The organism is Adhaeribacter arboris, assembly GCF_003023845.1.
Classification (GTDB): domain Bacteria; phylum Bacteroidota; class Bacteroidia; order Cytophagales; family Hymenobacteraceae; genus Adhaeribacter; species Adhaeribacter arboris.
The window spans coordinates 3,632,363-3,644,617 of record NZ_PYFT01000001.1; the positions used below are offsets into that span (position 1 = coordinate 3,632,363).

Below are 12,255 nucleotides of genomic sequence, written 5' to 3' on the forward strand. Positions count from 1 at the left end.
ATGCTGACCAACCAAACTGGCAAACTTTCGCCGACATTTTTAAAGGTGCGACAATCTACGAGTGAAATAATAACAATATGCGGACAGATGACCTGATAATCGTGAAAGCAAAAACTACAATGAAGACGACAGCAGAAGGTGGCAGACAACACGGCTTCAAATCAGGTTATAGACCTAACCATGTACTTGAACTTCCAGACGATTTACGAAACTTAACAACTTATATTGGCGACATTCAATTTGACGACCAAGAATTAATAGAACCTGGTGAAACCAAAATTGTGACAGTTAGATTTTTAAAAATGCCGCAAGTTGAAAAATATATTAAGGTTGGACAAAAATGGTACATCAATGAGGCTGCAAGGAAATTAGGCTTCGGAGAAATTTTGGAGGTCTAAAACTGCTTACAACATTGGGTTTTATGCAAGTTGGGCATGACCAGCAAACATCAGCCAATTGCAAATCCAAGCTGCGGTTCGGGCTGGACAAATTACTTTCATTAATACCAATGTGCTGAGGGAACACTTACTTTCGGTACTTTGCCAAGGTTCGTTTCTCACCTTAGGCAGAAAGGACTAATAGCTCATCTAATATATCTTAATCCGGTTAAATATTTAAAAAGGTCCTTTCGCATTTATTCTATCCGCGTGCAGGGCGGCTCCTGGCATTTCCCCACGAGTATCTTTCGCCGGCAAAGGCTGCCCAGTTTCGCGGTGATACCAGTCAGGAGTAAGTTTTTCCGGGGCAGTATCGCAGGTTTGTTTTTGCCATTGCTGGAGGATGCTTTTTAAAGAACTAAATTGTTTCGCGTAAGCCGGGTTGTTTATTTCATTATGCTGCTGCAAAGAATCCGGGGCATTTACAAAAAATTCTTCCGCTGGTCGGGGTTTTACCAGGGCTTCGTTTTGCAAGGGGGTTAAAGTACCTTTTGTTTTTGCCAGTTTCAGGGCCTTACTCGCCGGGCTTTGATTCGCGTCAATAGGTCCGCCATTATTAAATTCGGGCCTTAAGTTTAGTATGTACAGAAAATCTTTACTGCGTACGGCGCGTTCGTACGCTTCGTAGTCGTGCCAGTTGTGCTCCGCAAAAATATAGTTCCGGAAGGCAGCTTGCGGGTGATCGAGCAATTTCACAAAGCTTTTACCTTGGATAGTTGGCGACGAAGGCGCCCCCGCCAGTGCGAATAAAGTAGGCGCAATATCTATACTGCTTACCAGGGCCTCTACTTCTACTCCTTTGTTTTTGATTGCCGCGGGCCATTTCATCAGAAATGGGCTTTTAATGCCCCGGTCATACAAAAGAGTTTTACTACCCGGAAAAGGCCGGCCATTATCCGCCATAAAAATAATAATGGTATTCTGCGCTACCCCTTGTCGCTGGAGCTCTTTTTCCAATTCGCCCAGGTAATAATCAATCCGGCTGATTTCATTGTAATAAGAAGCTAAATCCTGGCGTGTTTCTTTGGTATCTACCAAGGTGGGCGGAATGGTAACTTCCGTATCCGGGTTATGCGGTTGCCGGAAATTATCTGCCGACCATTCGCGGTGCGCATCAAAAGGAGCGAGCCACAAAAAGAAAGGCTTCTTTTTGGGCCGGTTTCGTAGTAAGTTCAGCCATTGTTCTTCGCCACCAGGCCCGTTCATTTGCTCACCAGCCAGCAAGGTATCGTAAGCCCGACGGCTAACGGGTCCTTCGTGCCATTTACCGGCCTGGGCGGTGTAATAACCCGCCTTTCGGAGTTGCTCCGGGAATAGCGTTAAATGCGCGGGTACCGGTGAATGCAATTCGGCGGCACCGGTATTATGCGGGTAGCGCCCGGTTAAAACACTCACCCGGCTCGGGCTGCAAGAGCTCGACGTAACGTACATATTCCGAAATTTTAAACCGTCTTTCGCCAGCTTATTCAGGTTAGGAGTCCGGATTTTAGAATTACCGTAGGCGCCGATATCTTCCGGACTAATATCATCGCCAATAATGAAAACAATATTGGGTTTGGCTGGTAGTTTTTTTGCTTGAGCCGGTAAGAAACAAAATAAAATATGGCTTATCAGTACTATCCATTTTTTCATAATTGTAAACTAGCTTTCATCTTTCCTACTCCGGGCAAGAACATGAAAATTAAAATGTTGAAAGTACCTTTTAAATAAAAGTTTATTTTTAATTTATTAATTAATCCCGAAAACAATCTATAACCAATAGCAGCTTTTCCTTAATTTTTTCTTTCCTTAACACGAAATCTTATATATGCATAAGATTATTTAATACATGTATATTTTTTTAACCTGAGGCTCCCATATACTTTACTATTATGAAACAACTTCTACTTTCGCTATTTATTTTCCAGCTGTTTGCCTTTCTAAATTCTGCATCCGCTCAAGCCGTGGACCCGTGGGTGATAAAGGCCGATAAGATTGAACCGGCAAATTATTATGGCATAACGGTAGCCAACGGCATGATTGGGATTGTATCGTCGCCGGAGCCGTTTAAAGTAAAAGATGTGGTGCTGGCCGGGGCTTACGATTTATATGGCCGCGGCCGGGTAAGTAATTTCCTGCGCAGTTTTAATTTGCTGAACATGTATTTAGACATCGATGGCCGCCGTATAGATGCCAAAAGCGCGACGAACCTAAAGCAAGAGTTAAACATGCGCGAGTCAAAATTTACGACCACCTTTGATTACGCCGATAAAGCTACCGTTACTTACACCTATTATTCGCTGCGGCATTTGCCGTTTACGGTTTTAATGGATATTAGCATTAGGGCCAAGAAAAATATTAGCTTTACCGGTAGTAGCGTTATGGAAGCGCCCGACGCCTTAAAAGAAGCACAAAATTATTATAACGAAATCGACCGACCCCACGTGGTTATCAGTTTATTAACTTCTGAAGCCAAAAGCCCGACCGGTAAGTTACTTATGGCTGCCAGCAATACTTTTCTGTTCTCGGAACCCCACGGTCAGGAACCGCGCGTCATTCATGAAATGTGGGACAATAATCTACATCTAATGAAATTTACCCGGCAGTTGAAAGCCGGACAAACCTACACTTTTTCTGTGGCCGGCTCGTCTATTACTTCGGCCCACCACGACGACCCTCTGAACGAAGCCGAGCGTTTAACTATTTACGCCAAACTGGAAGGCCGCGACCGATTATTACAATTTCATAAAAAAGCCTGGGACGAACTCTGGAGCAGTGATATTAAAATAGAAGGCGACCCGCAATCGCAGCAGGATGTGCATAGCATGTTGTACCATTTGTATTCTTTTGTGCGCGAAAATACGGCGCTCTCTCCTTCGCCGATGGGTTTGAGTGGTTTAGGCTATAACGGGCACGTATTCTGGGATACCGAAATCTGGATGTACCCGGCTTTACTGGTCATGCACCCGGAATTAGGCAAAAGTATGGTGGAGTACCGTTTCCAGCGCTTGGAAGCCGCTAAACGCAATGCTTTTTCCAAAGGCTTTAAAGGCGCCATGTTCCCGTGGGAAAGTGCTGATACTGGCGTAGAAGAAACACCGGTTTGGGCATTAAGCGGCCCGTTCGAGCACCATATTACCGCTGATGTAGCCCTTGCCGCTTGGAATTATTACTTAGTAACCCAGGATAAACAATGGTTGCGCGAAAAAGGCTGGCCCATTTTAAAAGAAACCGCCGATTTCTGGGCAAGTCGGGTAGAACGAAATGGCCCCGGCAAATACGACATTAAAAACGTAGTAGCCGCCGACGAATGGGCCGAGAATGTAGATAATAATGCTTTTACCAACGCCGCCGCCAAGGCCAATTTGCAATATAGTACGCAAGCGGCTCAGTTACTGGGTCTCACTCCTAACCCCGATTGGCTGCACGTGGCCCAAAATATTCCGATTTTAAAAATGGAAAATGGCGTTACTCGGGAACACGCTACCTATAAGGGAGAGGGCATTAAACAAGCTGACGTCAACTTACTGGCTTATCCGCTTAAAGAAATAACTAACCCCGAGCAAATCAAAAAAGACTTAGCTTATTACGAAACCCGCGTACCTAATGAGGGCACTCCCGCTATGACGCAAGGCGTATTTGCCTTATTGTACGCCCGTGTGGGTAATGCCGACAAAGCTTATCATTGGTTTAAAGATGCCTATCTGCCAAACTTAAATCCGCCTTTCCGGGTAATTGCCGAAACCAAAGGCGGCACCAATCCTTATTTTGCCACCGGGGCCGGCGGTATTTTACAAGCGGTTATTATGGGCTTTGGCGGGGTAGAAATTACGCCGGAAGGAATAAAGCAAGTAAGATCGGTATTACCCAAAAACTGGAAGAGTTTGACAATAACGGGTGTTGGTCCGGAAAAGAAGACGTTTTCGGTGAAGTAAAAGTGCTACAGGATGGAAATTTTGCAGATGTACTAAGTGCTATTTGTCTTTGGAGCCGGTTCCCGTCTCCATTCTACTGTGCTGATGCGGTTTGAAAAGTAACCAGTTTGCCTCGTGACCGGCGGGCCTCGTCGGTGCACTCGGACGGGCTACTTTTCCTTTTCTCCTTTCGTCGAAATGCCTGATGGCACCGGAAAACTAGCAGGTCCTCGTTGCACCGACTGCTGTCTGTTCTGCTAACCTCCGCTTTTAGGAATTCTATTTTTTTGTTAACTTTTTGTTTCCTTATTATAGCGGCAATGTATACTTAAAAAATCTAAGTTATCTTTCCTTCTTTCGTCTGAATTCAAAAGCTCCAGAATTTTAGAAGGCAACATAGTTAAACGGGTGTCGTTTTTCTTAACTAACCGGTTCTACTAGATAGTTCTACTAAATAACAGCTTGAAAATAAAGTAAGCTTATGGATAATAATTTTAGGTTAAAAGTTCCCCTCCTAAGCTTAGGAGGGGCAGGGGTGGTTGATTTTTAAAGACAGCATCCTATACCTTATTATGTTCTAGTTCTTATTTTTAATAGAACCAGGTAGCTACGCATTATTTATTGAGTATTTCCATTATTCTGCCTTGTTCCGGAGAATCGTTTTTCTGCATTTTGATAGTAAATTTTATCAACTACTTCCCGGGGTACCTTTAAGCCGGTAAAGGTACCTTCTATGCTGGGTACGCTCATATTTTCGTCCGAAGTAAAAAATTTCCAGTCGCGCGACCAAGTTTCGTGGGCTTGTTTTCTGATCTCAGCTGAGCTTTTATCTTTATTAAAAACCAAATCCGTGGCGTAAATCAACCGGTCCTGGTATTTAATAAAGAAATCGCGGACTTTTTGCCGCTCTTTTACCGCTTGGTATTGGAAGTGCGGAATCCGGGCCGCCATATCTACGGCCATATTCGGAAACTTATCCAGGCGCTTTGCCAGTTCGTCCACGCTCCATTCCAGGCTGCCTAAGTGAGCGCCTACAAAAGTTACATCCGGATGTTTTGTCACCATGTGGTCTCGGGCCTGAATGTGCTGCTCGTAAGAAGGATATTCCGGGTGCCGGTACATGTGGTACTGCGGATGCTCCCGGTAATAATTTTTATCTCCGTTAACCGTCATTTTTTCCAGGGGTAACCAGCAGTTACGGGGCTCGCCTAAATGAGCAATGAGCGTTTTTTTATTTTGGGTGATATAATCAACAATGGGGTCAAACTGCGGATTGTCGACCATTACAAACTTGTTCTTATTATCTTTTAACTCCATGCCGATATTTTTCCAAAATTTAACGGCAACGGCGCCTTTGGCAAAAGAATCTTTTAAATAGGCGATGGTTTTATTCTGCCAATCGGGAGCATTAAAATTCTGCACCGAGATAGTAGTAGCATAGGCAATTCGTTCCGGGAAAGCTTTCACGTGGATTAAGGCTAACTGTTGCTGTTCGGCAATTTCGGGATAGTGCGGCGCATCTACATTAATCGTCAGCAGCCGGAAATTATCTTCTTCCGCTTGTTTTATCAAAGCAGGGTCGGTGGTATTGATGTGCACGTGCGTATCAAACTTTTTCACCGATTTAAAATCATCTAAAGCATAATAAGTCTCAGGAGTGGTTTGTTTAGTAGTTGTTGCGGCTGCTGTTGCGGCTGCGTTTTGCTTTTTTGGCGAGCAAGCCTGTAAAAAAATTAAAAATAAAAAAGTTAGCAGACTCCAGTAACGGGTATTCTTTTTCATGGGCTTATAAGTAAACAGGTACTATTTGGCAGAGAGTGGTTATAAGAAATCAATATAAAAAAGAAGCCAGATATTTACTAAGGTTCGAAGGCAAATTGGGAATGAACTTGCCCAAACCAAGGTTCATTTATGTAATTTTAGAGATGCCTGCATCCTTCTTTTACAGAAAACAGCGTATAAATAAAGTTGTGTGTTAAAATAAATAGTTTCGTACTTAAATATAAATGTAGTTTTGTACGCCATGAAAGCAATAATTTTAATTTTTAGCTTTTTACTGGCTTCTTCTCCATTTGTCCAAAAGCCAGTTTACGCGCAATCAAAAACCAAAGCCTTTTCTTTAATAGGTGAGTGGGAAAGAACCGATAATCTAACCGAAGGCAACAGCAGCAAATTAATTTTTTACCCCGACGGAAAGCTGAACATCTTAAATAAAAAACGCTCCGAAATGCGGTTAGTCCGGTATCGCCTACTTTCTGAAAAGGAGCCTCTGAAAGGAGAAATTTTATTAGTGCCATTTGGCGAAGGTCAACCCCAGGATAGGATTCCTTTCACCGTTACATTTACCGACTCTCAAAGTATCAACTTTACTTACCTGCCGGGCAATATTCTTCAGACGCTTCTATTTAAAAAGGTGAAAGATATTGAACAAGGCATTGTGCCGCTGTCCGATTAAGCCTATCAGAATCTTTTGGCAGATTTTCTTTGCTCGCCAATCAGGCAACTACTGGCAGCAAAGATTCTGGGTAAAACCCGTAAGTTCTTGACCTACTAAATATCGGCGGGCTTTTACTTCAACCGCCATTGCATTTTGGGATGTTGCTTATTCTTTCTTCGGTAAATAATTGTTCAGGTTAAAAGTATTTAAATCTCGGCAGTAACTCCTATATTGGCCGTTATATCCACTCCATAAAAAATATACTTTATGAAAAACAAACAGGTAAAAATGAGTTTGTTCGTGCTTGCCCTGGCAGCAGCGGGTTGCAACCAAAACGCCAAAACTGATACCGCCACTTCCACTGAAACCGCCACTCCAACTGACTCCGCTGCTACCGATTCAGCGGCTACGGCCAGCGCTTCTAAGCCGGAGGTAGATTTGTTCGATGGCAAATCGCTGGCCGGCTGGCACGGTTTTAACAAAACCGGCGAAGTAAAAAACTGGACCGTGCAGGACGGGGCGCTGGTTTGTATGGGAGCCGCGAAAGATGCGCACGGCGGCGATTTAGTATCGGATAAACAATACAGTAATTTTGAATTAAGCTGGGAATGGAAAGTGGATAAAGGCAGTAATAGCGGGGTAATGTATCATGTAATCGAAGATAAGAAGTATCAATCGCCGTACGAAACCGGCCCCGAATACCAGGTAATGGATGACATCGGCTTCCCGGAAAAACTGGAAAATTGGCAACTGGCTGGCGCCGATTACGCCATTGCCCCCGCCAACGAAAAGAAAAAACTGAAACCCGTGGGCGAATGGAACAGCAGCAAAATTATTTATAACAACGGCCACGTGGAACATTGGCTGAACGGCGAAAAAATTGTAGAGTTTGACCGCAACAGCGAGTTCTGGAAAAAACAACGCGCCGAAGGCAAATGGAAAGACTATCCGGACTACGCAAAAGCAACTACCGGTTTTATCGCCCTGCAAGACCACGGCAACAAAGCGTATTACCGCAACATAAAAATTAAGGAGTTATAAGTTATAGATTTAAAATTTGCCTAAGTCGGTCTTACGCTGGTCGGAATTTTATAAAGATTTCCGACCAGCGTATTTTTATTTAAAGGGTATTGTTTATAGTTAATAGTTAGCAGTTATTTTATAATGACCGATATTACAATTAAAAAACGGATGATTATTACGACAGTTATTTGTGTCACTTATCTCCTACTGACAATTTTTTACCATCATATTGATAAGCATCTAACTGGGCCAGTTTTTATTATCCTGACACTTCTCATTCCGACAACTTTTGTTGCCATTGTAGTTTACACCATCAGCGGAATAATTAAAGTTTTTAATAACAGACAAAATTTAACTTTAAGGCTGTGCTTGCCTACAGTCATTCTCTTGGTCACTTTAACGTATACTATTTTTAGTCCTTACCGGCTTGACTCAGAAATATTAGAAAGTAAAGTAGCAATTAGAGCTTGTTACGAAGGGACACAAAATCAAGCATACATCAAGTTCCGAAAAGACAAATCGTTTGAATTAAATTGGACCGGTGTTTTCGGCTAGGATGAATGGCGGACTGAGCAATGGAGCCAAAAGGGGGATACGTTATTTCTAAAATATGACGGTAAAGAGGTTAAACAACTTGGCGACACAATTTTAATGGCAAATGGTTACTTAAACCCAATTGGCAAGTCAGTTGACACGTCAAAATATGCACGACCCATGTTTTACCTTGGATATTGCAGACACGAAAATTAGGATAGCTAGCAAGCAGCAAAGAAAAACTACTTCTAACCGCACTTAAAATGCATTAAAGTGCTTTTTAGTTACCTACCTTATCCTGCCACTGCCGGAATATCGGCCAGATCATAAAAAATAAGTTTTCCTTTTGCCTGCCCAACCGTTACCATTTCATCCGCCCCCGCCGATGAACCGCCAATCCGCAACACGGCATCGCACTTACCCAGTAAGCGAATGGCTACCGGGTGAAAGATAGCATTAAATACTTCGTCGCCGGTTTGTTTGGAGCCGGCCGCTTCTACTAGCGGTAAAGCAAACCACTCCCCTAGCACCGGCAGGTGCCCGCGTTGGTAAAGCTCCAGGGCTACGCTGGTCATGTGCTGCACGTTGGCGGCTATTTTGGCGGGTTCATCGTTGGTGCCGGAGCGGTACGGACCGGCCACTAATATTAATAAAGGTTTTTCGGTTTTCATGCGAGCAAGTTTTCGAGTTTGGCGTATTGCAGCAGCATTATGGTTTTAGCGTCTTTTATTTCGCCGGTTTTTATCATTTGCAGGGCTTCGTCTAAAGGTAATTCCAGCACCTCAATGTTTTCCTGTTCGTGATCTACGCCGCCGCCTTCGTTTACTTTCATGTCCTTGGCGTATTCGGCCACGAAGAAATACAGGATTTCGGTTACGGAGCCCGGCGACATGTACGCTTCAAAAATCTTGCGCACTTCCGATACTTTATAACCCGTTTCTTCTTCGGTTTCCCGCTTAATGCAATCTTCGGCGTTGTCTTTGTCCAGCAAGCCGGCGCAGGCTTCAATGAGCATACCCGTAGGATTGCCGTTTACGTAGGTGGGTAACCGAAACTGCCGGGTTAAGATCACTGTTTTCTGGGCTTTATTGTACAATAAAATTGTAGCGCCATTGCCCCGGTCGTAGGCTTCGCGGCTTTGGGTTTGCCACTTACCTTCATCGGTTAAGTACTCGTAGGTAACTTTGCGTAGGGTATACCAATTATCGGACAATACTTCGGTTTGCCGGATTTTTATCTTTTCATTCATAATTTAAGTGGATTGAAATTGCTGATTATTATGCCTTTACCAATAGTGCAGCAAATTACAGATTTTTAATAACATCTACTTGGTTCGACTGAACAGCATACGCCTTTAAATTGGCTTTGATATGAAAAATAAAACACCCATCGAAACAGTCCGGAATTATAAAACTAAAATTAATACAGGGTTCAGCTAGAATTTTTGTTTTTCCAGACATTGATTCCTAAACTTGTAGAGCTCTATTTTTTAAGGTAAAAGATAGACTAACTGGTTTTAGGAGCGGTTTACCTAGTGAGTTAGGAAACTAAAACGTTAGAAAATCAAATAAAAAACACCCCTGAAAATGCGTAATAAAACTTTATTCCTGTTATTAAGTCTTTTCCTATTTAGCAACACTGTCTTGCTGGCGCAAAAAAAACTAAAAACCGAAAATGTTATTTTAATTACTTTGGATGGCTTTCGGTGGCGCGAACTGTTTAATGGCGCGGATGCGGATTTAATTTCGGAAAAGGATTTTGTATCCGATGAAAAAGCTTTAAAAAGCAAGTTCTGGGACGATGATGCGCTCGTTCGACGCAAAAAATTACTGCCTTTTATCTGGACTACCATGGCTACCGAAGGCCAGATTTATGGCAATCGGCAACACAATAATAAGGTGAACGTGGATAATAAACACCGGTTTTCCTATCCTGGTTATAACGAAATCCTGACGGGTTTTGCCGACGATCGCCGGGTAGATAGTAACGATAAAAAAGACAACCCTAACAAAACCATCCTGGAATTTATTAACCAGCAGAAAGGGTTCCGGAAGAAAGTAGCGGCTTTTGGCTCCTGGGATGTTTTCCCGTATATCTTAAACGTAAAACGGTCGGGTTTGCCGGTGAATGCCGGTTTTGATACCGCCAGTGGACCGCATCTTTCCCAGCGCGAAAAGTTCCTGAACCGGTTACAAGCCGAAGTTCCCAGCCCGTGGTCGAGTGTGCGCTTAGATGCTTTTACGCATCATTACGCCCTGGAATACCTTAAAAAAGCGTCGCCGCGGGTTCTTTATATGGCTTACGGCGAAACCGACGATTTTGCGCACAACGGCAACTACGAAGCCTACTTAAAATCGGCACACCAAACCGATGCCTTTATGAAAGATCTTTGGACTTGGTTGCAGCGCACCCCGAAATACCGCAACAAAACCACTCTCATCATTACTACCGATCACGGCCGGGGAAATACCAGAAAATCCTGGCAAGAACATGGCTCGAACGTAGGAGAAGCCGATGAAACCTGGTTTATGGCGCTAGGACCGGATACCGAGGCCCTCGGGGAAGTAAAACAACCTGCCCAGTACTATACCAAACAACTTGCCCAAACCATTACCACTTTATTAGGTCTTTCTTACACTTCTGATCACCCGGCTGGAGAACCCGTAAAAACCGTTATTAATCAGTAAAGAAAAATAACTAGGTTTTGTATTTTGAGTTAGTTTATTCCTATTTCTTCTATGATTTCAATTTTAGATAAAAGCTTTAGTGCCTACCATCAACCGAAAGTAGCTTTACCTTTTATGGACTACTTTAAAGAAAATCTTTAACAGTGAATGACATTAACCTTCTTGTTACCAGATAAATATAAATTTACGGGTAAAGCTAAATAGTGAACAGATAAATTTCTTACTTATATTTTAGGGTAGGTTTATTAAAATAATTAAATAATTACTCTATTTTTCAAATCTTTATTTAAAAAATAGAGTAAAAGGATAAAACGCGAAACAACTAAAATATGGCATTATTTCTCTTGTGGAGCATTCCTTTTTTAGGTTTATTAATTTGTCTTTATTTAGCTGCGTATTATTACATTTATCAGGAAAAGTTAAAAAAGAAAAAGCGTCATCTTGCTAAGACCCAAAAGGCGAAGAGTTATAAAATAGCGGTAGATAAAACTTTTTCGACCGGAAGTCTTTCTCTTCCGGAACATGAACCAAGATAATTTTTAGTAGCTTGTAAACAAAAAACCGTACAGGTAGCTTCACTTTCCGGACCTGTAATAAGCAAAACCTAAAGTCATTTTATTTAGGTTCAGTACTACTCGTCGCCTTTTCTTTATACGAAATAGGTTAAAAAAAACAGTTAGCCGGTACGAACAAAAGTTCTTTCCGGCCAACTGTTTTATCTCTACTTTAACTTACGGTTTCTGTTTAAAATTTCGGAATTATCCTTTTTATAAACTATATCTTTTACTAGCACTTACGCTTTTGCGGTTTGTACTTAGGCATTTTGTTATTCATTGGAAAAGAGCATAGCAAAGGTTTTGCTGTTTCTACCTTCGTTTCGTAAGCATTAAAAATAAAATTTTAATAATATTAAGCATATTATATATCTAATTTTAATAATATTCGTATATTCGTTTGAACTTAATGCTTAATACTATGCTTTCTACCTTTTCTATAACTGTAATTTTGATTTTACCGGCTGTACTTTTAACCATCGCAGTAGTAGCCTCTGATATTCTAAGTAGCCGGATGAAGTAAACCAACTTTACCTTTTACACTTATTTTAACGCCTCGTTAACTAGCACCTGCCTTGGGTATTTCGTTTGTTCGACGATAGTCTGATTTTTCCTAACTAGTTACCTATACAATTAGGCAAAACGGCTGACTGGTTTTTCTGCTCTTTACACCATCCAACTTAATGGAAG

At 42.2% G+C, this 12,255-nt stretch carries 11 protein-coding genes; 7 read left to right on the forward strand and 4 right to left on the reverse strand.

Translation table 11 applies throughout. The features are described from left to right. Positions 1–77: 77 nt before the first annotated feature. Positions 78–398, forward strand: coding sequence for a hypothetical protein (locus AHMF7605_RS15105; RefSeq protein WP_106930681.1), 321 nt, complete (start codon positions 78–80; stop codon positions 396–398). 216 nt (positions 399–614) lie between these two features. Here AHMF7605_RS15105 and AHMF7605_RS15110 read toward each other — a convergent pair whose 3' ends face one another. After that, the gene (locus AHMF7605_RS15110) at positions 615–2,069 is read right to left on the reverse strand and encodes a sulfatase family protein (RefSeq protein WP_106930683.1); all 1,455 of its coding nucleotides are present in this window, start codon (positions 2,067–2,069) and stop codon (positions 615–617) included. Positions 2,070–2,308: 239 nt separating this feature from the next. Between AHMF7605_RS15110 and AHMF7605_RS15115 the strand changes: the two genes are divergently transcribed. After that, positions 2,309–4,351, forward strand: a complete 2,043-nt coding sequence (locus tag AHMF7605_RS15115) for a glycoside hydrolase family 65 protein (RefSeq protein ID WP_106930685.1) — start codon at positions 2,309–2,311, stop codon at positions 4,349–4,351. Positions 4,352–4,948: 597 nt separating this feature from the next. Here the strand turns inward: AHMF7605_RS15115 and AHMF7605_RS15120 are convergent. Continuing rightward, on the reverse strand, positions 4,949–6,112 hold the full coding sequence (locus tag AHMF7605_RS15120) for an amidohydrolase family protein (RefSeq protein WP_106930687.1): 1,164 nt from the start codon (positions 6,110–6,112) through the stop codon (positions 4,949–4,951). 241 nt (positions 6,113–6,353) lie between these two features. Between AHMF7605_RS15120 and AHMF7605_RS15125 the strand changes: the two genes are divergently transcribed. From AHMF7605_RS15125 to AHMF7605_RS15135, 3 genes are all read left to right on the forward strand, one after another. Continuing rightward, a complete protein-coding gene (locus tag AHMF7605_RS15125; RefSeq protein ID WP_106930689.1) occupies positions 6,354–6,785 on the forward strand; it encodes a hypothetical protein in 432 nt (143 codons plus the stop codon). A 249-nt stretch (positions 6,786–7,034) separates the two neighbouring features. Then, the gene (locus AHMF7605_RS15130; protein WP_199200243.1) at positions 7,035–7,808 is read left to right on the forward strand and encodes a 3-keto-disaccharide hydrolase; all 774 of its coding nucleotides are present in this window, start codon (positions 7,035–7,037) and stop codon (positions 7,806–7,808) included. 123 nt (positions 7,809–7,931) lie between these two features. Further along, on the forward strand, positions 7,932–8,345 hold the full coding sequence (locus tag AHMF7605_RS15135) for a hypothetical protein (RefSeq protein WP_106930691.1): 414 nt from the start codon (positions 7,932–7,934) through the stop codon (positions 8,343–8,345). 272 nt (positions 8,346–8,617) lie between these two features. On the opposite strand, the gene AHMF7605_RS15140 is transcribed toward AHMF7605_RS15135, so the two are convergent. Beyond that, positions 8,618–8,995, reverse strand: a complete 378-nt coding sequence (locus tag AHMF7605_RS15140) for a DUF4406 domain-containing protein (protein ID WP_106930693.1) — start codon at positions 8,993–8,995, stop codon at positions 8,618–8,620. After that, a complete protein-coding gene (gene nudK, locus AHMF7605_RS15145) occupies positions 8,992–9,573 on the reverse strand; it encodes a GDP-mannose pyrophosphatase NudK (RefSeq protein ID WP_106930695.1) in 582 nt (193 codons plus the stop codon). The genes AHMF7605_RS15140 and nudK overlap by 4 nt, the downstream gene beginning before the upstream one ends. A gap of 337 nt (positions 9,574–9,910) precedes the next feature. On the opposite strand from nudK, the gene AHMF7605_RS15150 reads away from it, so the two are divergent. Further along, complete coding sequence (locus tag AHMF7605_RS15150) at positions 9,911–11,011, forward strand: alkaline phosphatase family protein (protein WP_106930697.1); 1,101 nt, start codon at positions 9,911–9,913, stop codon at positions 11,009–11,011. 329 nt (positions 11,012–11,340) lie between these two features. Further along, positions 11,341–11,547, forward strand: coding sequence for a hypothetical protein (locus tag AHMF7605_RS15155; RefSeq protein WP_106930699.1), 207 nt, complete (start codon positions 11,341–11,343; stop codon positions 11,545–11,547). The last annotated feature ends 708 nt before the right edge of the window (positions 11,548–12,255 follow it).

Bases quoted from the DNA above. Each gene is read 5' to 3' on its own strand.
- AHMF7605_RS15105 (WP_106930681.1), top strand. From the start codon at position 78: ATGCGGACAGATGACCTGATAATCGTGAAAGCAAAAACTACAATGAAG.
- AHMF7605_RS15110 (WP_106930683.1), bottom strand. From the start codon at position 2,069: ATGAAAAAATGGATAGTACTGATAAGCCATATTTTATTTTGTTTCTTA.
- AHMF7605_RS15115 (WP_106930685.1), top strand. From the start codon at position 2,309: ATGAAACAACTTCTACTTTCGCTATTTATTTTCCAGCTGTTTGCCTTT.
- AHMF7605_RS15120 (WP_106930687.1), bottom strand. From the start codon at position 6,112: ATGAAAAAGAATACCCGTTACTGGAGTCTGCTAACTTTTTTATTTTTA.
- AHMF7605_RS15125 (WP_106930689.1), top strand. From the start codon at position 6,354: ATGAAAGCAATAATTTTAATTTTTAGCTTTTTACTGGCTTCTTCTCCA.
- AHMF7605_RS15130 (WP_199200243.1), top strand. From the start codon at position 7,035: ATGAAAAACAAACAGGTAAAAATGAGTTTGTTCGTGCTTGCCCTGGCA.
- AHMF7605_RS15135 (WP_106930691.1), top strand. From the start codon at position 7,932: ATGACCGATATTACAATTAAAAAACGGATGATTATTACGACAGTTATT.
- AHMF7605_RS15140 (WP_106930693.1), bottom strand. From the start codon at position 8,995: ATGAAAACCGAAAAACCTTTATTAATATTAGTGGCCGGTCCGTACCGC.
- nudK (WP_106930695.1), bottom strand. From the start codon at position 9,573: ATGAATGAAAAGATAAAAATCCGGCAAACCGAAGTATTGTCCGATAAT.
- AHMF7605_RS15150 (WP_106930697.1), top strand. From the start codon at position 9,911: ATGCGTAATAAAACTTTATTCCTGTTATTAAGTCTTTTCCTATTTAGC.
- AHMF7605_RS15155 (WP_106930699.1), top strand. From the start codon at position 11,341: ATGGCATTATTTCTCTTGTGGAGCATTCCTTTTTTAGGTTTATTAATT.